Consider the following 21479-nt stretch of genomic DNA (forward strand, 5'->3'; position numbering starts at 1 on the left):
TTTATCCTTTTTGATTATCCCAACAAAGAACAGTTTGCCCTTCTTCATTTTTTTCAACATCGCCCATACCCATGATGTTATATCCTGCATCAACATAATGTATTTCACCTGTAACACCATTTGCTAAATCGCTAAGTAAATACATAGCCGAATTGCCTACATCTTCTATACTAACATTGCGTTTTAAAGGAGAATTGATTTCATTGTATTTTAAAATCATTCTAAAATCCCCTATTCCACTTGCTGCCAAAGTTTTAATAGGACCTGCTGAAATAGCATTAACACGAATTCCTTTTACTCCTAGATCTCTTGCTAAATAACGCACAGAACTTTCAAGTGCGGCTTTTGCTACACCCATAACATTATAATGAGGTACATATTTAACCCCACCAAGATAACTTAAAGTCAAAATCGAACCCTTATCTTTTAAAATAGGTAAAACCGCACGTGTTAAAGAAAGTAAAGAATACACAGAAGTTTGCATAGCTATATCAAAAGCTTCTTTTGAAGTTTCTAAAAAAGAATTTTCTAAAGCTTCTTTTGGAGCAAAAGCAACCGCATGTACTACAAAATCAATCTCACCTAAATCTTTTTTGATTTTTTCAGCGATAGAATCTAAATGCTCGTTATTATTTACATCAAGCTCATAAACAAAATTAGAATTAAACTCTTGTGCTATAGGTTCTACACGTTTTTTTAAAGCATCATTTAAAAAAGTAAAAGCAAGCTCGGCTCCTTGATCAAAACATGCTTTTGCTATGCCATAAGCGATAGATTTATTATTTGCAACCCCTACAATAAGGCCTTTTTTACCCTTCATAATCATCTTTTATCCTTTGATTAATTTTATAAAATTTTCTACTTTTAAAGCTGCAGAGCCTATCAAAACTCCACCACAATGATTTACACTTAAAATTTCTTTGATATTATTTTCATTCACACTTCCACCATAAAGCAAAGGTGCCTTGGTTAAACTCGCTAAAAATTCAAGCACTTTAGCGATATCTGTATTTTGTGCACTCACTCCCGTTCCTATAGAATAAATAGGCTCATAAGCGATAATGAGTCTTTCATAATTTAAATCAATAATTTCAAGTTGTTTTTTTAAAAACTCTAAAGTCTTGCCTGAATTTTTTGTATCTAAATTTTCACCTATACAAAAAACAATTTTATAACCATGCTCTTTAGCAAAATCAAATTTAGCCTTAATAAATTCTTCATCTCCTAAAGCTCTTCTTTCAGAATGCCCGATTAAAACGCATTTGATCCCAAATTCGTCCAAATGTTCTTTTCCAAGCTCGCCTGTAAAAGCACCATTAACACAAGGATAAAAATTTTGGGCTCCTTGTATGAAGTTATTTTCTTTTTCTAAAAATGCTACACTAGGTGGGAAAACGATAATATCATCGCATTTTACCCCTATAGTTTTATTTAAAATTTCAGCATAAATTTTAAAACTTGCTCTTGTGTGATTGCATTTTAAATTTGCAGCAAAGATCATTCATTTTCCTTAGATCTTAAAGCTTTTACACCTGGAAGTTCTTTACCCTCTATAAGTTCAAGAGAAGCGCCACCTCCAGTAGAAATAAAAGTCATCTCATCTGCATCACCTGCGCGCGCAACCACATCAGCCGTATCACCACCGCCAACAACAGAAGTTGCATGCCCTTCGCTGATATAATGACTCATTTTAATGCTACCTTTTGAAAATTTATCAATTTCAAAAACCCCCATAGGTCCATTCCACCAAATCGTTTGCGCATCAGAAATCACCTCTTTAAAAAGTCTCACACTTGCAGGTCCTATATCTAAACCCATCCAACCATTTGGAATTTCTTGTGCTGGAACAAATTTCATCGGCGCATCTTGTGAGCACGCAGGAGCGGCTACAACGTCTACTGGAAGATAAATTTTCACTCCTAAATTTTTACCTTTAGTAAGAATTTTATTAGCTTCTTCTAAAAGTTCTTCTTCTAAAAGTGAATTTCCTATATCATAACCTAAGGCTTTTAAAAAAGTAAATGCCATACCTCCGCCTATGATTAATTTATCTACCTTTGGTAATAAATTTGTCAATGCTTGAAGTTTTCCACTTACCTTTGAACCTCCAACAACAGCGACAAAAGGACGTGCTGGATGTTTGATAAGATTGCTTGCAAAATCAATTTCTTTTTGGAGTAAAAATCCTGCACATTTGTGTTTTTCATCAAAAAATTTAGTAATAGCCTCCACGCTAGAATGTGCTCTATGGCATACTCCAAAAGCATCATTGATATAAACTTGAACCATAGAAGCAAGTTCTTTGGCTAAATTTTCATCATTTTTAGTTTCGCCTTTTTCAAAACGCAAATTTTCAAGAAGTAAAATTTCACCCACTTTTAAATTCATAGCTTTGGTTTTTGCATCTTCGCCGATAACATCTTTTGCCATAACAATTTCTTTATCTAAAAGTCTAGCAAGACGCTTAGCAACAGGCTCTAAAGAATACTTGGAGCTAATTTCTTTTGGACGCCCTAAATGAGAGGCTAAAATCACACTACATCCATTATCCAAACAATATCTTATCGTAGGAATAGCTGATCTTATGCGTCTATCATCAGTGATATTTAAAAAATCATCTTGAGGAACATTAAAATCACATCTTATAAAAACTTTTTTCTTAGCTAAATCAATGTCTTTTATAGAAATAATATCACTCATGATTAAGCCTTATTTGCAATATATACTGCCATATCTACTAGACGACTTGAATAACCCCATTCATTATCATACCAAGCAATCACCTTGATAAAATCATCCGCAATCACTTGAGTTAAATCACTTGCTACAATAGCTCCATAAGAACAAGTGATAAAATCGCTTGAAACTCTTTCATCATCATCCACCATTAAAATGCCTTTTAAATTTGTAGCTGCAGCTTTTCTAAAAGCTTCATTGATTTCATCTTTGCTGACTTTACGGCTTAGCTGCGCAGTTAAATCCACGCTTGATACATCAATCACTGGCACACGCATACTTTGTCCGTGAAGCTTGCCATTAAGTTCAGGCATAACAAGTTTCATAGCTTTTGCTGCGCCTGTAGAAGTTGGAATGATATTTTGCGCTGCGGCACGAGAACGGCGTTTATCTTTGGCCTTAGCATCAATAATACTTTGTCCATTTGTATAAGCATGTATTGTTGTCATAAGTCCTTTTTCTATACCAAAATTATCTTGTAAAACACGACAAACAGGACCTAAACAATTTGTTGTACAACTTGCATTAGAAATAATGCTTTCGCCCTTGTAAAGTTCTGAATTTACTCCTAAAACATAAGTAGGTGTATCATCTTTTGCAGGAGCACTCATGATCACTTTTTGCACTCCCATATCTATAAATTCTTGACATTTTGCCATAGTTAAATGCGCTCCTGTACACTCTAAAACAATTTGTGCGCCGTGTTTTGCAAAGTCAAGATCTTTTACATTGCGACTTTTAAATACTTTGATTTTTTTACCATTTACCACTAAATCATCGCCTTCACTATCAACACTGCCTTTAAATTCACCATGTACTGTATCGTATTTAAAAAGGTATTTTGTAAGTTCAATATCCGTAGTATCATTTATCGCCACAAGCTCAATATCATTTCTTTCTAAGATGATTCTTGCAACACATCTGCCTATGCGTCCAAAACCATTTATAGCAACTTTTACAGCCATTTAATTTCCTTTTGCAAAATATAATGTTAATATTCTACAAAAAAAAGGTTAAAATTTTAATGAAGATAGCACTTTTTGGTGGCAGTTTTGATCCACCACATAATGGACACAATAGCGTTGTTTTAGAGGCTTTGGAAAAATTAGATATTGATAAACTTATTATTATGCCTACTTTTATCAATCCTTTTAAAAAAGGATTTTTTGCCGATGAAAAACAAAGATTTGCTTGGGTAAATAAACTTTGGGGAAATTTAGAAAAAGTAGAAATTTGCGATTTTGAAATCAGGCAAAAACGCCCTGTTCCTAGCATAGAAAGTGTTAAGTATCTTTATAAGCTTTATAATCCTAGTAAATTTTATCTTTTAATTGGCGCAGATCATTTAGAAAAACTTCATCTTTGGCATGATTTTGAAAAACTCAATTCTTTAGTAGAATTTGTTATTGCCAATCGCAATGATATAGGAATTCCTAAGAATTTCAAAGATTTAAAAACCAATAAAAAAATCGCTTCTTCTTTCATACGCGACACTTTAAATACAAATGAGGTTTGTGAAGAAATTAAAGATGAAGTAAAAAAATATTATGAAAAATTACAAAAAAATTGATACAATTTCAAAAATTAAAGGACAATAATGCAAGAAAGAATAGATTCAATCGTTAAAATTTTAGATGAAAAAAAAGCTGAAAATATCAAAACCATTGACATGAGCGAGCAAGAATACTTTGTAAAATATGTCATTATTGCAGCTACTTTAGGAGAAAGACACGCTCTATCCTTGATCGATGAGCTTAAAACACAACTTAAAGCCAAAGGTGAGGAATTTTTAAACATAGATAGTAGCGAAGAATGGAGCGTGATTGATCTTGGCGATATTTTAATCCATCTTTTAACACCAGAACACAGAGGAATTTATAATATAGAAGAATTACTAGAAAACCTTAAAAAAGGCAGGGTTTAAAAAGGCTAAAATTTAATTAGCCTTTTTAATTTTTAGAGATTATTGATATATTCTTCAATCTCTTTTTTAATTTTCTCTTTTTGCTCTTTTAAAGCTTTTTTCTTAGCCTTATACTCAACCTTGCTCATATAGTCTTTTTGATCATGTAAAGCATCGAGTTCTTTTTCGATTTTTTCCACTTCTTGTTCTTTAAGTTTTTTAGCTTCTAACTTTTTATCATAAAACATAGGATCTTTAGTACAATCATTTTGCACTTGCTTTAAAGCAAGTTCTAAACTTAAAGTTCTAGCTGTGTCATTATGTGCTTTAGAAAAACTGATTTCTTTATTAATACGATCAATTTTTTTATCGCATTCACTTGCACCAAAAGCAAAAGCACATAGCGTAAGTAGAACAAGTATTTTTTTCATTTTTTATTCCTTTTTAAGATAAATTTAAATCGCGAAATATTATCTCATCAATTCTTAAATCTAGCTTTTATATCATCAAATAAAGTAAATACCATACTTTCAAGCTCTTTTGCTCTTTCTAAAGACGTTGCCTCAAAGCGTGTGATAAGATAAGGGCTGGTGTTAGATGCACGAAGTAAAGCCCATCCATCGCCAAAATCTATCCTAGCTCCATCAATTTCACAAAGACTTTTAACACCTTTTAAAGCTCCTTTTTCAATCTCTTTTTGAAATTCTTCCACAAGTTTGAATTTTTCTTCTTCATTTACAGGAATTTTAATTTCAGGTGTAGTATAAAGTTTTGGTAAAGCTTTAATCATACTTTCTAGATCAAAACCTTTATAAACAAGCTCCAAGGCTCTTAAAAATGCATAAATTCCATCATCATAACCAAAATATCTATGTTTAAAGAAAATATGCCCACTCACTTCAGCAGCTAAATCAATATCTTTTTCTTTCATCATTTTTTTGATATTAGAATGTCCTGTTTTTCCCATAAAAATAGTTCCAAATTTAGCCACTTCATCAAAAAGATTTTTAGAACATTTTACCTCGCCTAAAATGCGTGGATTAGGGATATTTTTAGCAAACAAATAACAAAGCTCATCCCCACAAAATACATGAGTTTTACTTAAAGCAACCATTCTATCAGCATCCCCATCAAAAGCAAAAGCCAAAGAATAATCTTGATTTTGATTTAAAAATTCTCTAATCGCACTTAAATTTTCTTCTTCTGTAGGATCTGGGGCATGGTTTGGAAACTGTCCATCAGGCTCTGCAAACATTACATGAGCTTTTAAATTTAAAGCTTTAATTAAAGGCTCTATCACTACTCCAGCCGCACCATTTGTACAATCAACACCAAATTTATAATTAAAATCCTTTAAAAAGCTAAATTGCTCACATATAAATTTCACATAAAGGCTTAAAATATCGTACTTTTCTACTTCTAAATTTTCTTCAATATCATCATTTAAATGCTTATAAACTTCTTTTGAAAACTCTTTTAACTCTACGCCAAAAAAACTTTCTTTATTGATAGTGATTTTAAAACCATTATAATCTTTTGGGTTATGAGAGCCTGTTATCATAACATTTGCATCAAATTTCAAGCCCTCATAAAGACTAAAATACCCCAATGGAGTTGGCGCAAGCCCTATATCATAGATTTTTATTCCCGCTTTGTTAAGTCCACTCACTAGATAATTAAAAAGTTCATTTGCACTATATCTTGCATCATAGCCCACACTTACATTTTTACAGCCTTTATTTAGCATGGTTTGTCCCAAGCAAAAACCTATAGCTTTAACGCTTTTTTCATTCAGTTCTTTGCCATAAAGTCCTCTTATATCATATTCTCTAAAAATCACATCTAACATTTTTTTCCTTCAAATTCATCTCTTCTTTAACCTAAATTTATCGTTTTTCTAAAGCAAATTTGGATAGAAAAGAAATTTTTGCTACAATTTTACATTAATTTCACTAAATGAAGGAAAATTTATGGATGAAGAATTAGAAAACGAAGAAACGAAAAAGAAAAAAGGCGGTTCACTTGTAATTATTATTGTTATTTTACTTTTTGTTTTACTTCTTAGTATTATGGGAGTAATTGCTTGGCTTATTTCAAGCAGTTCAAGTGATGAAAGTGAAGTCAAAGAAGCCCCAAAAGAAGAGGCAAAAACTGATAAACCTAAAGTTTCAGCTCCTACTCAGCGAGGTAGTGATTTTGCTAATATAGGTCCTATGTATCCACTTGATCCTTTTACCCTAAATTTACTTAGCGATAGCGGCTCAAGATATGTAAAATGCACTATAGAACTAGAACAAAATAGCGAACTTTTAAAACCTGAACTTGATAAAAAAGTCCCAGTGATTCGTGATATTATTATTCGTACATTAACAGCTAAAACCTTTGAAGAAGTAAGTACACAAAAAGGCAAAGAACGTTTAAAAGATGAGCTAGTTGGAAAAATCAATGAAATTTTAACCGATGGCTTTATTAAAAATGTTTATTTTACGGATTTTGTAGTTTCTTAAATGCGCGTAGGCTGTGATATCATCGCCATTTCTAGGATAGAAAAAATTCATTCTAGACATGGCAAAAATTTTTTGGATAAATTTTTAAGCCCAAAAGAACAAATACTCATTAAAAATCCAGCAACTCTAGCAGGTCTTTGGGCTGCTAAAGAAGCCGCTAGCAAGGCTTTGGGTATTGGAATTTGTGAATTATGCAGTTTTTTTGATATTGAAATATCAAAAGATGAAAAAAACGCACCTAAATTAAAATATTCTCAAAAAATTACAAAAGATTTTAATATCACTCAAACTTCCCTAAGTATTTCTCATGATAATGGTTTTGCTATAGCCATAGTGGCTATAGTTTGATTATTTTCCTATAGTTTGCTTGTCTAAATTTCTTGAAAGTATGAAATCCACCACAGGTTGTTCTCTTTTGTTTGCTCTTTTGCAATGATCTTTTTGAAAAAAATCTGTGATTTTTATAACAATCCTTGCCCATTTTTTGCGATTTCTTTCACGCCACGCATGAGAAGAAACGCTCTCCCAAGCATAGCCATTAAACAAGCTTGCATTTACGAAATGATCTAAGGCTCTAACACCCTGTCTTGCTCGTGCGGTATTAAAAAAAATTCCTATAATCACGATAAAAAGATATCCTAAAACTGCTAAAGGTACTATTGCACAAAGCAGAATAGTCCCTGCTAATTTTTCTTTTAAGCTTCCTTTTAAGGTGCGTTTTACACGACGACGAAAATTGGCGCGAATTTTAGTTCTAACTCTTTTCATAGCTTTCTTTTGCTAAATTTTATCCTCATACCATTAGCCGAACGCACTGTTAAACGCCCTACTACATCAGGTACAAAACCTTCTTCAAGTTCTAGTTTGTAAGTTTTTAAAATATTAGCCAAAATCAAAATCGCTTCTTGCATAGCAAAACCTTGTCCTATACAAATTCTTTCCCCTACCCCAAAAGGCAAATAAGCATCTTTTTTGTACTCTCCTTCAAAACGAGAAGGATTAAATCCATGCGGATTTGTCCAAAATTCTTTATGTCTGTGTATCAGCCAAGGAGCAATCACCACCCCAGAACCTTTTTTAATAAGCTTATCTCTAACTTGAGTATCTTTTTTTGCCTCTCTTGCAAAAAACCCAACAGGAGGATAAAGTCTTAAAGATTCTTTAAAAATATTTGTTAAGTATTTAAACTGTCTTAAATGCGAAATTTCAATGACTCCACCCTGTAAAACCTGAGTAATCTCCTCGTAAGCTTTTTCTTGCTCCTTAGGATAAAGACTGAGTAAATAAAGCGTCCATGTCAAAGAACTTGCTGTGGTTTCATGTCCTGCTAAAAAAAGCATAGCCACTTGATCTAAAATTTCCTCAAAAGAAAAACGCTTATTTGTATCAGCATCCACTACTAAAAGCAAAGATCCTAAAATATCTTCAAATTCTGCATTATCTGCCATATCATATCTTGGTTTTATGATATCACTTAAAACCTGTCTGATCACATCTCCGGCCTTAGCACGCTTACAATCTCCTAACACATAAGAAAGCCATTTTGGAAAACGAAACATACGACGCATGGCTGTATGCACGCTTTGCTCTTGAAAAGTCACAAATGCGTTTAAGATTTTTTTACCTTTTTCCTCATCGAGTTTTGAAGACATAATGGTGCGAAAAATCACATCAGCGGTAATAAAAGTCATAGCTTCATCTACTTCGATAACAGCATGATTTGGATACTTGCTAAAACGATCCATCATATCTGCCACAGCTTCACTCATAAGATTAAACACTTTATTGATACGAGTCATTTCAAAACTTGGACGCAAAAGCTCTCTTTGTTTTTTCCAAACTTCACCATTTGTAGTAAAAATACTCTCCCCTAAAAGCGGACTTAAAAGCTCATGTAAAAATGCACTTTTAGGAAATTCTCTAACCTCATCAACCATCATTCTTTTAACTTCTTTAGTGTCATTTATGACATAAAGATCAAAATTTGGCATCTTCACATAGCCTGTTTGCATTTTATAACTACGCTCATAAAGCCCGTCAAGCCAAGATCTACGCTTTAACAAAAAAGTTAAAAGCGTAGAAGCTTTATTTTTATAAGGTTTTGGAAAAAAGGGGCATTCACTCATATTTTTACCTTTTCTTCTAAAAATTTAGGCATTATGATGAAAGAAAAAAAATCATAATCACCTTTAACACTAATACTATAAAGATATAAAAAGTGCGCTTTGTTTTTATCTCTTTTTATTTTTTTATACTCATGTTTTTCATATAAAGTGTGAAATTTAGCACTTAAAAATGGGGGTGTAAATTTAGCATTTACGCCACTCGTGCGGAAAAAATCCACTTGAGGAAAACATGCTCCATCAATAATCGATGTATAATCATACCATTTTAAATCAAACCTTGAAACAAATTCAAGCTTCTTTCTAAATTCATCCGCTTTTTTTTGATAACTCACTAAAGGAATGCATTCTCCTAGAGTAAGAATTTTTAACTTATGAAGTAAAGATAAATCTAAATTTTGTCTTAAAATACACTCCAAAACTTCTATACAAACTATAGTTCCAACACTATGTGCTACTAAAACAAGTTCATAATCTTGTTTATTTTCATTTTGTTTTAGCTTATCTACTATGGTATTCGCAAAAAGCTTGATTCTTTCTTGCATAGTGCCTGTTTTTTTATCTTGCCAAGTAGCACAAAAAGCACAAATTCTTGCTATCCAAAATACAGCTAATTTCTTACCTAATTTAAATAAAAAATGATTTAGTAAAAATCCTAAAAAACATCCTATGATGATAGCTAAAGAAAAATGCATATAATTTTGCAAAAAAGCAAAACTTCCAAAAGCCACAACCAAAGAAAATAGTAAAGAAAATAACACATAAAAAAAAGGATAATAACCTGTGATAAGTTGATAAATCGACTCTTTGCCAAATTTGATAAAAAGCCCTGTGATAGTATAAATTCTAAAAAAACTATAACAATCTGCCAAAGCATCTTTATAATTTTCTGACCAATTTTTCTTAACAATATCATTCCATGTTAAAAAATGATATGTAGTTTGTACTCCTTCGCAAGAAATTTGAAAAAAAGGAAATTGCTCATTTTTTTCAATTTTACTTAAATCAACTTTAATGTTAAAAGCATGAGAATAATCTTTTAGGTTTTTTTTAAATAAATCATAATAAAATCTATAACTTTTAGGATCATATCCTGCTATATAAAATACTTCCCTATCCATACAATAATTTCTTTTTGCTTTTAATTATAACAACTTTGCTTTAAAAGCTCTCTTAATCAAAGCTTTTTAGTCTTATTTGTCTAAAAAGAAATTTTTATAAAAATTGCCGTTGAATTGATTAGTTTGTAAAAGATATTTTTTAAAATTACATACCAAAACAGGATTGGGTTTATAAGCATGAGCTTCACGCCAAAAAAATTGAAGTTTTTTTGGATAAGATAAGCCTTCAAAATCATAAAAAGCATTGCCACAAACCTTAGTCGGACAGCCTTCTAAAATAGCACTAAGGCCTACTGTTGAATTTATAGTAATACAACCCAAAGCCTTTCTTAAAAGAACTGGCAAGTGGGTATCATGAACATATAAAACCCTTCCTTCTACATGATATTTTTGACTTAAATCATTTATGAGTTTAGAATAATTCTTATAGCCCCTATCCATGGGATGGTGTTTAAAAACTAGATAAGATTTAGCTCTTGCATGGTTTGCAAAAGAAAGTATGGTTTCCTCTATAAAGTGCTCTATGCTTTTTTTGTAATGATATTTAATTTGCGTATCGCTATAAACTTGTAAAATCGCCAAAAAGTACTTTTTTTCTAAATTATAAATCTTTTCATTTAGTTTTTTTTCTGTAATCTTATAAAGATACTTTCTATACAATGATCTAAACCAAAATAAAAATTCAAAAGGATATAAAGTGCGATGATGAAGTTTGTTGTTAAAAAATGGAGCCAAAATAAAAGCAAACAACCAATACAAAAAAGCATCAAAAGCCATAAATTTAAATCCACCTGGAATTTCTTTTATGCTTTCTTTGGTAAAAATATTTTGAGAAAGATAAAAATTTTTATCACGCGGTAAAGAAGAATTTGCATTCACCCCATCTTTTTCCAAAGTAATACAATAAGGCCTTAAATATCCTTCTTCAAAAATCCATATTTCAATTCCTAATTCTTTAGCCACTTTAATAGCCTTAGTATGTATAATGCGACAATCATTATACATTAAAATAGCATCGATTTTTTTGCTTTGAAAAAAATCTCTATAGAAATTTTCAAGATCTTTTTCATCGCACTTACACCTCGTTCCACTAGGATAGAAAAAAAAATCTCCACCGTTAAAATTGAGTTTAAAAACTTTGGTTTGTTTTTTTTTCATTTTTATTGCAAGATGATGAAAAAAATTTCCCACAGGCCCTTGCAAGAGTAAAACATTTTTACCGCTAAATTCTTTTTTAATTTTAGTGCTAAATCTCATTTCTTTGCTAAAAATTCATAAAATCTTCTTATTTTTCTAAGCATAAAAGTTTTAAAATCTATTGCCAATTTTATATATTTTTTTGAAAAATAAGCTTTTTGTAAATTTAGCATTATATCTAAACAAACTTCAATTTCACATAAAGTTTTTGTTTTAGGATTTATATATCTTGGATATGCTATCAAAGCACCTGCTACAAGCTCTTCTAGGCTTAGTTTTCTTGTTCTTCTTTCGCATCTATATTTATCTTTTGTTAAACCCCAGCCCGCATAAAAAGGCATACCATAAGTAAAAACTTTTTTAGCTCTTAAAAGAGCATCAAAACCACTTGTAGAAGTAATAGTGTGAATTTCATCAGCAATTTTTATAGCGCTATCAATACTGCAATCTTTTACAATCTCATCACAAAATTCCAAGATGAGTGTTTCATCTTTTAAACCTACACGGTTGCCACTTAACACATCAGGATGAGGCTTAAAGATGATATAAGCATCTTGATTTTTAGAACGCACCTCCTTAAGCAAATCAAGAGTAGATAAGCCAAAACCCCCTAAAATCATCGAAGCATCATCTTCAACTTGAGCAGGGATTAAAATAATTTTTTGCCCTGTTTTGGCATTGATTTTTAAGTCTTCATGCTTTAAGCCATTATATTTTGAAAAGCGGTTCTCAAGTAAGATTTTTATAATATTTTTTGCCCTATTTAGCATATTTTCATCAAAAATTTCGTTTTGCAAAAGCTCTTCTAATTTACTTGCTTTATTTGGATCTATGTAAAGTCCTTTATCATCAACAATTAAAGAAAAAGGGCGCGTAAGATCAGAACCTAAAGAGATTGAGCGAATAAATCCATCTTCAACTAAAGAAATTTTGGGAGTAAAATGGAGCAAATTCTCATCTTGCGCTTTTTTTATAAGAGTAGTTTTAAGAGCGTTATAATCTATCCTTTTACCCCAAATGAAAAATTTATCATTTTCTTTTAATTGTATATTCTTTAAACAATCTAAGAAATCTAGAAATATGATTTCATTGTTTTTAGCTATAAAAAAAGGTTTTACAAATTTCCTTTTCCATTTTGAAAATCCAAAGAAAAAAAGTCTATTAGAATTTGCCTTTTCTATATCTTTATATTTTGCTAAAGTTTGAATAGTATCAAAAATATTACTTTTTTGATTTAAATAAGGATTAAAATACTCAGCATAAAGTATATAAGCAACATAGAAAACTTCTTCTAAACTTCTTTTTTGCATCCTTCTTTTACACTCTAATTTATCTTTTGTTAGACCCCAACCTGCATAAAAAGGCATACCATAACAAATACATTCACATTCTTGCATCAAAGCTTCAAAACCCATACCAGAAGTTTTGGTATAAACCTTATCAAAAAACTCAAGCAAGGCTATGGGATTAAAATTTTCAGTGATTAAAATACATTCTTTAGGTAAGGAATTTATATCTAAATCACTTTGTTTTTTACCGCTTAAAACATCAGGATGGATTTTTATATAAATTTTAGATTTAGGATTTTCTTTTATGGCATCTTTTATCATATCGACGGTTTTAAAACCTTTAGCAAGCCCAAATTCAAGTGAGGCATCATTGGCCGTTTGGGTGATGATTAAAACCCTTTTTTCATCTTTTTGAAAATAATCATCTGGAATATCAAGATTGTTATTATACTTGCTAATTTTATATTTTTTGATAAGCTCTATAGCTTTTTTAGCTTGCTTGATTTCTTCATCTTTAAATTCATAAGTATTTAAAAGATTTTCAAGCTTTGAAGGTGCTGTTGCATCATAATAAATGCCTATATCATCTTTAACCATAGAAAAACTTGGGCTATTTTCAACCCCTAAGTTTAATGAGCGGATAAATCCATCTTCTAAAAGTATGAATTTAGCCTTATATTTTTTAGCTAAATTTATAGCTTTTAAACCTGATTTTTTGCGTCCCCAGCCAAGGAAAAGATCATCTTTATTTATTTTTGAATTTTTCTTATACAAAGAAATGGTGTAAAAATTTCTAACATTAGCAATAAGTTTTTTTGATATTGAGTAATGCTTCACAATGCCAATTTCTTTATTATAAGTTCAACTTTTTCTTCTAAATTATTTCGACAAGAATTATTGATCACTAAATCGGCCTCTGGTTTATCAAATTCTATATCAACACCAACTACATTATCAATTTCTTTATTTAAAGCCTTAGTATAAAGCCCTTTTTGATCTCTTTGTATTAATTCATGCATATCGCATTCTATATAAATTTCATAATAATTTTTTAATTGCTTTCTATTGTAATCATAAATCTCATTAAACATTGAAATCGTAGTGACAATAACCATCATACCTTGATCGTTTAAAAATTTTGCAAATTTAGCTCTTTTCAAAGCCATATCTATGCGACCTTGTCTATCGTATGCATAATGTCCTAATATTTCTCTTAACTCATCTCCATCGAGATAAATAAGGTTTTTATATTTTAGTTTTAATTTCTCATACAAAGCTTGACCTATAGTTGTTTTTCCACTTCCAGCTAAACCAGTAAGCCAAATAATATAAGGACTATTTATCAATTTGCACCTCTAAATCACTCATAAAATCAATTTCACACCAATTGCCATCAATTTCCACTGCTTTTGCGTTGTTGTATTTTTCAATTAAAGCTTGCAAAAAACTTGTCATGTACATATTTTCAAAATTTTTATTATCATATAAAATATCTCGATCAAGCATTCCATAAAAAGCAATAACTTCGGAAAGAAATTGATAAGAAAATTTAAAAAGTCCTATATATTGAGCTTCTATCTCATCATAGGCATTAGCTTTTTTTCCAAGTTCTATAATATAACCATTTGTCATCTTTAATGTTTCAGCATCTTCTAAAGGATTTGCAAAGCGTTTGCTCCAAAGCTTACGCCAAGACTTATCAACTACTATAGCAAGTTCTTCTTTAGCATTTATAAGCTTTTGCACGCAATCTTGAAAATAAACAATATCCGCATAAGAAATAATCAAATCTTGTTTTTCTTCGATGCATTTTAATATAAAATCTTTAGCGCAAAAAAAAGTATGAACCATATTGGTTTTATCATATTTTGAATTAATAAAAAAATGCTCGATATCATATTTATTAAGATAATTTTTTAGCACTTCGTTTAAATATCCACCCACAACAGCTATTTCATTTATACCTGCTGATTTTAAAGCTTCGATTTCATAATCTATGATTTTTTTATTCTTATACTCAACCATACACTTTGGTTGATCTTTGGTTAAAGGCATCAGCCTTGATCCAAAACCTGCTGCTAAGATAATTGCATTCATATTATTCCTTGATTAAACTAAACCACTCTCTTAAAATTTGAATATTATTAAGCCCATTTTCTCTTTCAATATGCCACATTATACCAAAAATATTTTCATACTTATGCTTAAAAGCTTCTATGGTATTATCTTCTGCTAAGCAAAGTTCTACAAGATCTTCGCCTAATTTTTCAATAGCAAAATTATGAAAAGAATTGCTTATAAATTTTTCTTTTGAGAAAAATACTTCATGTTTGCCTATATGATTTTCACAAGGACTCATATGGCTGTTAAAATAATGAGCTATCATCTGAGCCCCTCTGCAAATTCCTAAAAGTGGTATTTTTTCTTCTAAACAAATTTCTATAACTTGCTTTTCATATAAATCTCTCTTTTTGGATAAAACATTAGGACTATAAAAACTTAAATCATTGCCACCACTTAATATCACAGCTTTTATTAGATGTTTATAATAAGAAAAATCTATTTCATAGCTAAGAGGAAGAGGAGTAAAATTTTTAAATAAATCTTTATTAAATAATTTTCCCCAATCCAAAGCCAAACATTCTCTTTCTTCATGATAACTATCGTTGCAAATAAGCCTTTGAGTAATACCTATAAACAAAATATTTGCTCACTTTCACATTCTATATTTATTTTTTTAGCTTTTAAATATTTTTCAAAATTTTCTTCTCCAACTCCTATAACAGCAGGCATTCCAAGTTCTGAGGCACGAATGGCCATATGCGAATTAGCACCCCCATAACATGTAATAAGTCCTGCTATATTTTTTGTAAATAAATAATCATATCCGGGATCTGCCGCATAAATTAAAACAATCTTTCCTTCTAAATCTTTATCATTTTCCTTTGCCGTAAATGCAGTAATACTCTTTTGTGTAATGAAATTTGGAATAATGCTATGATTATAAAAAGAAAAAATTTCATCGGCATTGCAAAGCAAAGAAGGAAGTTTTATAGCTTGTGTAAGTTCATATTCTTTTTTATTGCGATTAATTTCTTCTACAAACTGCTCTTTTGGATTTATAGAATAAAGACTAGAATAAAGATTTAAAATGCTTTTTATATCAAGATGAGCCAAATCTTCTTTTTCAATGCCATAATATTTGCCTAATTCTTCTATATAAACTATAGCTTTAGAAAGCAATCTAGTGAATTCAAATTTAACGAGCTCTCTACCCTCGATAGCCTGTTTTAAAAAATCAAAAAATTCACAAGCATTAATCTCTAATCCATGCTCTCTAAGTAAAGCATTTAAAGCTTTTGTCTTTTCTTTTGAAAAAACAAAAACTTTATCTTGTAAATAAACTTTACTATCTTTTTGATCCACATCAAAATAAAGTTCAAAATCTTCATCATATCTTGGAGATAAAATATTATAAGTTCCTGCTCTTAAATGTCCAAAATCTTTCAAAAATTGATCTTTGTTGTGAAAATTAAGATGGTTTGTTTGTTTGCTTAAATTTTTGCTCACTGTATTGAGTGAATTTAAAAAATCATCTTTTTCCTCTTTGGTTATAAAATCAATCTCAACTAAAGAATTTAAAAGTTGCATTGCTACAAATGCAGCCCTAGCCACCCCCGCAAAAGGCAAGGTTCCATAACGCTTGCATTCTTCAATAAGCCAATAAATTTTATCAATTAAAGAAAAATTAGAATTAATAATGCCATCATATCTTTCTTTTAGCTTATAAGCTTTTTGTATGTCTTTTAAATAAAACCCTGATCTAGGATTAATAATCTTATTTGTAAGTTCTAATAATGAAAATTCTAATCTTTTGATTTCATTTTCATTAAAACCATGATTTAAAAGTTCTTCTAATTTTTTAGAACTATTAAAGTCATAACAAGAATAAACAATATTAAATTCAATCTTATCGTGCAATTCATGATTTTTATTAAGCTTATCTAAGTAAAAATTGACAAGTTTTTGTGCGATATTTTCATCTATTTTTTTTGGTATAAAAGAATTAAAAGATAATCTTACATCCACATAAGGAATGCCTAAAAAAGAATGGATTAAAGGATGGGATCTTAGATCTCTATAACCATAATTATCTCTTTGATACGCCCAGATATTATCCGTAATGATTTCTTTATATAAACTAAAAGCTAAACGCTTAGGTCTTAACCCTATGATTTCAGCTGGATTCCAATCAGGCATTACCCCAAAAATGGCTTTATCTCCCAAAACTCTAGATCTTGATTCTTTTAAAGACTCAAAACGTTTATAAAATCTATATAAAGCTTCTTTTGGTAAAGAATGAAATAAATTATTTTTTTCATGCATAACCAAAGGACGCACTTGTAAGCAAAAAAGTTCTTCCTTATCATCTTGAATAGCAAATGCAAATTCAACATCTAAAAAATGACAATCATATAAAACTTCTAATTCTTTTATAAGTTCTATAATTTTTTGAAGTCTAATATCTTTAAATTCTAAATAATTTCTGTAATGATAGTAAGTTTTTGCACTCTTACTGCTTCCATCTGTAATAGAGCTATTTGAACCATTTTCATCATATTGAAGACAAAAATAAGGGGAAAAATTATCTTTATCAACGCTAAAACCAACTCCACAAAGAGTAATGTTTTCAAGCATAGGTTGAACTAAAATTTCATCACTTTTTGATGGCATAGAATTGGCAACTTCATATAAAGCTTTTAATAACTCATCTTTAGAATCAGCTTTAATATTTGCCAAAGAAAGAAAAGCACCTGCATTGGAGTTTTTCATGCTATCTTCACTTAAAGAAGAACTTCTTATAATGAGTCTATTAGCCTTTAAGGTTTGAATGTCCTGTAAAACTTTATCTTCATTTGATATTAATTCTTCAAGCGAAGTTAAAACCAAAGGTAGAACTTTTGCTTTTTTTAATTTTGTTTGTAAATTTTTTAAATTTTGTGCTTTGGTTTTAAATTTTAACTCCGCCATGTTTTTCCTTAGTTTTATATTTTTTTAGCACTCCAACAACGAGTGGTATATTTTATGCTAAATTCCTTAGGAAGTCTTTGTGAAATTTTATTACTAATTTTATTAAAAAGTTCACTTCCTTCATCAGTCTCCAAATCCCAGTAAGGATTTTTAACACTCTTCCATGCATTAATATAATTTTCAATGCTTTGATGAAAATAAAAATCCTCTTCAATATAAACAATATTATCAAAAAGATCCTTTCGACTCTCTATAATTGGTCTTTGATCTTCTCTTCTTGTTCCCCTTGTATAATTTGGTACAAATTCTATAATAGTATCTTCAGCTATTTTTTGCACAGGATCGTTTAAATCCCTGTGATTCCACATACAAGAAAAATATCCCTCTGATTTTAATAAGCGATGCGCTTCCTCTAAGGCTTCATTTCTATCCATTACATTAAAACTACTACCAAAAGTCACCCAATCAAATTCACTATTTTGGAGTGTTGAGTTTAAGCCTGTTGCTCTAACCCAGTCAATCTTTTGATCCTTGGTTCTTTCTATCCCGATCTCACGCATCGCATCATTGGGTTCTACAGATACTACCCTACATCCTCTTTCTAAAAGCATAATGCTTAAATTTCCAGTTCCTGCACCGATATCAGCGACTTTAATATCTTTTTTTCCAACTAAGCTAATAAGCATATCTATAGTTTTTGGAGCATAATTTGGTCTATAGCTATAAAATTTAGCATGCTTGGTATAATCCCACACTTGTTCTACTAGTTTTTGCATTTTATTTCCTTTTTTTCATCTTTGACAAGCTTGATGAAAAAAAGGAGGTATTTTATGCTTTTCTAGCTGTCCATGCTCTTATTTTATAAGGAATCTCTATACTTTGCATATGAGAAATTTTAGCTTCTATCATCTCTAAAATTTCCTTCCATCTTTTTTCACCTGCTTGTGCTTGTATATCATTTACAGAATGCCAAGCTCCAAGATAACGCTCTTTATCCCAAAACTCTTTATAGTCACACTCCATAAAAAAGCAGTCTGTGAAATCTCCTGTTGAAACAAGAATTTCTTCCCATTTTTTAACATTTTGAGTGCCACTGCTTACACGAGCAAGATCTGGAACAATATGTTTAATCTCCTTTTCAATTTCATCAAAAACCGAACCCTCTACAATGTGGCGAGGATTCCAAATCGCAGTGAAATACCCCCCCCCCTGTCAATATACGATTAAATTCTGGGAGAGATTTTTTAGGATCTGTCCAATGGAAAGAACTAGCCATGATGACCCAATCAGCTTGATTATTGCTCATGCAGGTTTCTTCACCACTTCCTTTGTGCCAAGAAATATTTGATAAATTTTGTGTAAATTTTTGCCCTTCTTCACGCATATTATCGTTTGGTTCCACAGCACTAATTTGGCATCCAAACATTTCTCCCAGCATCTTAGTAAGTTTTCCAGTTCCAGCTCCTACTTCAACAATATTTAAATCTTTAAAATTTTTATTTTTATCATTGATACAAGCTACAAGTTTTTCAAGTAAAAATGGACTATAAGCAGGCCTATTATGATAATGCTTTGCAACCTCTGTAAAATCCCCTTGTTTCATATTGATTCCTTTCTCCAAATTAAAACATAATTATATCTTTTTTTTATTAATTTACAAAATCTTTCTCCTGAATATCACCCATCCAACTCCTTGCACATTTTTTCAAATTCTTGATAGTATTTCCAAGAAGCTACTATATCTGGACGATGTTGTTTAATATGAACAAGTTCTTTATCTAATATGTTTTTTAACTTAACTCTTAATTCTTTATTTTCTTTTAAATAGTTTAACACGTCTTTTTCTTTAAATAATTTAGCTTTTTCTAGGTCTATTCTCTCTTCTAAAGCTTCAATAAAATTATTCAAATATCTTTTAGTAACATCAAATAGCTTAGAATCTTGCTTTAAACGCTCAAATTCTTGTGGTTTTAAAAATATTCCCAAATTTTCATATTTCAAAGGTTTATCAAAAAATTCTTTAGTAAAGTTAATATATTCTTTAGATTGTTTATAAAATTCAATCAAATTTGTAGATGTGATTTGAAGATGGATCCCATCATTATCTTTTAATGAAGATAAATTTTCGTAAGATTTCATTAAAGAATAAACATTATCTATATCCTTAGAATGTATATATAAAGTAAATGGCAATATCCCTAAAAAATCTCCATTCATAACTCCTTCAAAAAATTTTTTATCCGTTGGTTTCTTAAAACCAAATTTGTTAGCTAAATCACACATTGTATCAAATGCTTTTGCTGGTTTTATTTCTTCCATGTCAATATAAAAAACTTCGAAATTCCTAATTGAGGATAACAAAGAATTATATAGAAACCATCTATCTGTAAAAAACCAAAAATTTAGATATTCAATCATCGGAGCATTAGCAAATTTTCCAACTATACTGGTACCATATTTTTTACAATTTAAAATTTTATTGAAATCTGAACTTAAATTAAATAATCGAACATCTTTATCTGGATTATTGGTATGATGATTCACAGCTGTTTTAAGCCGCGATATCGGATCTCTTACCAAAAAAAGAATTATCACTTTTTTTAAAAAAAGTGATAAAAATTTTTCCCTATATAATGTATTTAAACCCCATTCTGTATAATATAAAATATTATTTCGGTGTCTTTCTTTAAATAAATTATAATTTAAATAATAACTTTTTAAAAAACTTCTATGAAAATCATAATGCATATTTAAACCACATTTTTGAAAAAAAGAAGATAAAGCACCACCTCCAGATAACCCAAATAATGGATACACAAATTCATAATTATCAGGTAAAGGTAGATTCATTTCCCAAGCAAGTTCAGCTGGTATGTTTTTATAGTTTATTTTTTCTTTTTCATCATTTAGTTTTTTAGGATCAAGTAATGAAGGATAAGGATGGTTTTCTTTTTTATATTTTTCATTAAAATCATTTGATAATAGCCATTCTTCTATAAGATTAAAATTTTGTATAAAATAATTAAAATTATGGAAAATATTATCAAGTATAGGTTGATAATCTTGATGAATTTTTAATATATTTTGTATTCTTGGAAGTTCTTTTAAAAAGGCTTGCTTATTTTTAGAGATTATTTTAATGATATTTGGACTTAATTTCGCAAAATTATTAAAAATTTCTTTAAATATTTTAAATTCTTTATTGGCTTTTTTAATATTTTTAGCTAGTTTAAACATGCTTCCTTTATGTAAATTTTGAAAAGTTTGTATAAGAACTTCACCAAGCATATAAGATAAATGAAATTTATATTTTAAAGCCTGCTCATAATCGCTGCATGTTTCTAAATTTGGATATTTGAGTTGAGGAAAAACTTGTATGGTTTGTTGATAAATTTTTTGTTCTTTTTTGTGTTGTTTTTTGATTTTATAGAGTTTTTTAAATAATGCTATATACCCCCCCCCATATTTATAATTATTTCTTTGATGACTAAAGTCAATCATAACTTTGCCTAATTTATAAGCTAAATGATTTTTTATTCTTTCTATAGCTGAGTTTGATTTATGCATAGGGT

Annotated in this window: 20 protein-coding genes and 2 pseudogenes; 4 read left to right on the plus strand and 18 right to left on the minus strand. The window is 30.0% G+C overall.

The genetic code is table 11. The features are described from left to right. Nucleotide 1: 1 nt before the first annotated feature. From fabI to gap, 4 genes are read right to left on the minus strand one after another with little or no spacing between them, the layout of a single operon-like run. Entirely contained in the window at nucleotides 2-826 is an 825-nt protein-coding gene (gene fabI, locus BGS43_RS09550; RefSeq protein ID WP_002780456.1) for an enoyl-ACP reductase FabI, read from the minus strand. A gap of 3 nt (nucleotides 827-829) precedes the next feature. After that, nucleotides 830-1501, minus strand: a complete 672-nt coding sequence (locus BGS43_RS09555) for a triose-phosphate isomerase (protein WP_002825795.1) — start codon at nucleotides 1499-1501, stop codon at nucleotides 830-832. Then, a complete protein-coding gene (locus BGS43_RS09560; RefSeq protein WP_002825797.1) occupies nucleotides 1498-2700 on the minus strand; it encodes a phosphoglycerate kinase in 1203 nt (400 codons plus the stop codon). The genes BGS43_RS09555 and BGS43_RS09560 overlap by 4 nt, the downstream gene beginning before the upstream one ends. A 2-nt stretch (nucleotides 2701-2702) precedes the next feature. Next, nucleotides 2703-3701: a type I glyceraldehyde-3-phosphate dehydrogenase gene (gene gap / locus BGS43_RS09565; RefSeq protein WP_002780453.1), complete on the minus strand. Its 999-nt coding sequence runs from the start codon at nucleotides 3699-3701 to the stop codon at nucleotides 2703-2705. A gap of 59 nt (nucleotides 3702-3760) precedes the next feature. Here gap and nadD point away from each other — a divergent pair, with 59 nt between their 5' ends. Together nadD and rsfS are read left to right on the plus strand one after the other, a co-directional pair. After that, on the plus strand, nucleotides 3761-4306 hold the full coding sequence (gene nadD / locus BGS43_RS09570) for a nicotinate (nicotinamide) nucleotide adenylyltransferase (RefSeq protein ID WP_096569591.1): 546 nt from the start codon (nucleotides 3761-3763) through the stop codon (nucleotides 4304-4306). 27 nt (nucleotides 4307-4333) lie between these two features. Continuing rightward, entirely contained in the window at nucleotides 4334-4660 is a 327-nt protein-coding gene (rsfS, locus tag BGS43_RS09575; protein ID WP_044258996.1) for a ribosome silencing factor, read from the plus strand. A gap of 32 nt (nucleotides 4661-4692) precedes the next feature. Here the strand turns inward: rsfS and BGS43_RS09580 are convergent, their stop codons facing one another. Together BGS43_RS09580 and pgmL are read right to left on the minus strand one after the other, a co-directional pair. Continuing rightward, nucleotides 4693-5070 (minus strand): DUF1090 domain-containing protein, encoded by a 378-nt coding sequence (locus BGS43_RS09580; RefSeq protein WP_002872730.1) that lies wholly within the window; start codon nucleotides 5068-5070, stop codon nucleotides 4693-4695. 47 nt (nucleotides 5071-5117) lie between these two features. Next, nucleotides 5118-6507 (minus strand): annotated as a pseudogene (gene pgmL, locus BGS43_RS09585) (phosphoglucosamine mutase PgmL). Nucleotides 6508-6609: 102 nt separating this feature from the next. Between pgmL and fliL the strand changes: the two are divergent. Together fliL and acpS are read left to right on the plus strand one after the other, a co-directional pair. Next, a complete protein-coding gene (gene fliL / locus BGS43_RS09590; protein WP_002868488.1) occupies nucleotides 6610-7146 on the plus strand; it encodes a flagellar basal body-associated protein FliL in 537 nt (178 codons plus the stop codon). After that, nucleotides 7147-7494, plus strand: coding sequence for a holo-ACP synthase (gene acpS / locus BGS43_RS09595; protein ID WP_087707231.1), 348 nt, complete (start codon nucleotides 7147-7149; stop codon nucleotides 7492-7494). Here the strand turns inward: acpS and BGS43_RS09600 are convergent, their stop codons facing one another. The 12 genes and pseudogenes from BGS43_RS09600 to BGS43_RS09655 form a co-directional block, all read right to left on the minus strand. After that, on the minus strand, nucleotides 7495-7914 hold the full coding sequence (locus BGS43_RS09600; RefSeq protein ID WP_002780440.1) for a hypothetical protein: 420 nt from the start codon (nucleotides 7912-7914) through the stop codon (nucleotides 7495-7497). It abuts the gene before it with no gap. Further along, nucleotides 7911-9272 carry a cytochrome P450 gene (locus BGS43_RS09605; RefSeq protein ID WP_002860383.1) on the minus strand — a complete coding sequence of 454 codons (1362 nt, stop codon included), beginning with the start codon at nucleotides 9270-9272 and terminating at the stop codon, nucleotides 7911-7913. The genes BGS43_RS09600 and BGS43_RS09605 overlap by 4 nt, the downstream gene beginning before the upstream one ends. Continuing rightward, the gene (locus BGS43_RS09610; protein WP_002890766.1) at nucleotides 9269-10390 is read right to left on the minus strand and encodes a hypothetical protein; all 1122 of its coding nucleotides are present in this window, start codon (nucleotides 10388-10390) and stop codon (nucleotides 9269-9271) included. Before BGS43_RS09610 ends, BGS43_RS09605 begins: the two co-directional genes overlap by 4 nt. Before the next feature lie 72 nt (nucleotides 10391-10462). After that, nucleotides 10463-11647 carry a capsule polysaccharide modification protein KpsS gene (kpsS, locus tag BGS43_RS09615; protein WP_002890768.1) on the minus strand — a complete coding sequence of 395 codons (1185 nt, stop codon included), beginning with the start codon at nucleotides 11645-11647 and terminating at the stop codon, nucleotides 10463-10465. Next, entirely contained in the window at nucleotides 11644-13713 is a 2070-nt protein-coding gene (locus BGS43_RS09620) for a capsular polysaccharide biosynthesis protein (protein WP_096569594.1), read from the minus strand. Before BGS43_RS09620 ends, kpsS begins: the two co-directional genes overlap by 4 nt. Next, nucleotides 13710-14222, minus strand: coding sequence for a cytidine diphosphoramidate kinase (locus BGS43_RS09625; RefSeq protein WP_002818256.1), 513 nt, complete (start codon nucleotides 14220-14222; stop codon nucleotides 13710-13712). Before BGS43_RS09625 ends, BGS43_RS09620 begins: the two co-directional genes overlap by 4 nt. Then, the gene (locus BGS43_RS09630) at nucleotides 14212-14973 is read right to left on the minus strand and encodes a CTP:phosphoglutamine cytidylyltransferase (RefSeq protein WP_002875234.1); all 762 of its coding nucleotides are present in this window, start codon (nucleotides 14971-14973) and stop codon (nucleotides 14212-14214) included. Before BGS43_RS09630 ends, BGS43_RS09625 begins: the two co-directional genes overlap by 11 nt. 1 nt (nucleotide 14974) lies before the next feature. After that, entirely contained in the window at nucleotides 14975-15577 is a 603-nt protein-coding gene (locus BGS43_RS09635; protein WP_002860377.1) for a gamma-glutamyl-CDP-amidate hydrolase, read from the minus strand. Continuing rightward, nucleotides 15568-17907 (minus strand): PEP-utilizing enzyme, encoded by a 2340-nt coding sequence (locus BGS43_RS09640; RefSeq protein ID WP_002903886.1) that lies wholly within the window; start codon nucleotides 17905-17907, stop codon nucleotides 15568-15570. Before BGS43_RS09640 ends, BGS43_RS09635 begins: the two co-directional genes overlap by 10 nt. Before the next feature lie 14 nt (nucleotides 17908-17921). Continuing rightward, nucleotides 17922-18683: a class I SAM-dependent methyltransferase gene (locus BGS43_RS09645; protein WP_096569598.1), complete on the minus strand. Its 762-nt coding sequence runs from the start codon at nucleotides 18681-18683 to the stop codon at nucleotides 17922-17924. Nucleotides 18684-18735: 52 nt separating this feature from the next. After that, nucleotides 18736-19510, minus strand: a pseudogene (locus BGS43_RS09650) (class I SAM-dependent methyltransferase). 74 nt (nucleotides 19511-19584) lie between these two features. Beyond that, complete coding sequence (locus BGS43_RS09655; protein WP_096569601.1) at nucleotides 19585-21474, minus strand: DUF2972 domain-containing protein; 1890 nt, start codon at nucleotides 21472-21474, stop codon at nucleotides 19585-19587. Nucleotides 21475-21479 lie beyond the last annotated feature (5 nt).

Source organism: Campylobacter sp. 110 (genome assembly GCF_002383965.1).
Classification (GTDB): Bacteria; Campylobacterota; Campylobacteria; order Campylobacterales; family Campylobacteraceae; genus Campylobacter_D; species Campylobacter_D coli.

What these genes read in the sequence shown, in the direction of transcription:
- fabI (WP_002780456.1), bottom strand. Translation starts at nt 826, where the DNA reads ATGATTATGAAGGGTAAAAAAGGCCTTATTGTAGGGGTTGCAAATAAT.
- BGS43_RS09555 (WP_002825795.1), bottom strand. Translation starts at nt 1,501, where the DNA reads ATGATCTTTGCTGCAAATTTAAAATGCAATCACACAAGAGCAAGTTTT.
- BGS43_RS09560 (WP_002825797.1), bottom strand. Translation starts at nt 2,700, where the DNA reads ATGAGTGATATTATTTCTATAAAAGACATTGATTTAGCTAAGAAAAAA.
- gap (WP_002780453.1), bottom strand. Translation starts at nt 3,701, where the DNA reads ATGGCTGTAAAAGTTGCTATAAATGGTTTTGGACGCATAGGCAGATGT.
- nadD (WP_096569591.1), top strand. Translation starts at nt 3,761, where the DNA reads ATGAAGATAGCACTTTTTGGTGGCAGTTTTGATCCACCACATAATGGA.
- rsfS (WP_044258996.1), top strand. Translation starts at nt 4,334, where the DNA reads ATGCAAGAAAGAATAGATTCAATCGTTAAAATTTTAGATGAAAAAAAA.
- BGS43_RS09580 (WP_002872730.1), bottom strand. Translation starts at nt 5,070, where the DNA reads ATGAAAAAAATACTTGTTCTACTTACGCTATGTGCTTTTGCTTTTGGT.
- fliL (WP_002868488.1), top strand. Translation starts at nt 6,610, where the DNA reads ATGGATGAAGAATTAGAAAACGAAGAAACGAAAAAGAAAAAAGGCGGT.
- acpS (WP_087707231.1), top strand. Translation starts at nt 7,147, where the DNA reads ATGCGCGTAGGCTGTGATATCATCGCCATTTCTAGGATAGAAAAAATT.
- BGS43_RS09600 (WP_002780440.1), bottom strand. Translation starts at nt 7,914, where the DNA reads ATGAAAAGAGTTAGAACTAAAATTCGCGCCAATTTTCGTCGTCGTGTA.
- BGS43_RS09605 (WP_002860383.1), bottom strand. Translation starts at nt 9,272, where the DNA reads ATGAGTGAATGCCCCTTTTTTCCAAAACCTTATAAAAATAAAGCTTCT.
- BGS43_RS09610 (WP_002890766.1), bottom strand. Translation starts at nt 10,390, where the DNA reads ATGGATAGGGAAGTATTTTATATAGCAGGATATGATCCTAAAAGTTAT.
- kpsS (WP_002890768.1), bottom strand. Translation starts at nt 11,647, where the DNA reads ATGAGATTTAGCACTAAAATTAAAAAAGAATTTAGCGGTAAAAATGTT.
- BGS43_RS09630 (WP_002875234.1), bottom strand. Translation starts at nt 14,973, where the DNA reads ATGAATGCAATTATCTTAGCAGCAGGTTTTGGATCAAGGCTGATGCCT.
- BGS43_RS09640 (WP_002903886.1), bottom strand. Translation starts at nt 17,907, where the DNA reads ATGGCGGAGTTAAAATTTAAAACCAAAGCACAAAATTTAAAAAATTTA.
- BGS43_RS09645 (WP_096569598.1), bottom strand. Translation starts at nt 18,683, where the DNA reads ATGCAAAAACTAGTAGAACAAGTGTGGGATTATACCAAGCATGCTAAA.
- BGS43_RS09655 (WP_096569601.1), bottom strand. Translation starts at nt 21,474, where the DNA reads ATGCATAAATCAAACTCAGCTATAGAAAGAATAAAAAATCATTTAGCT.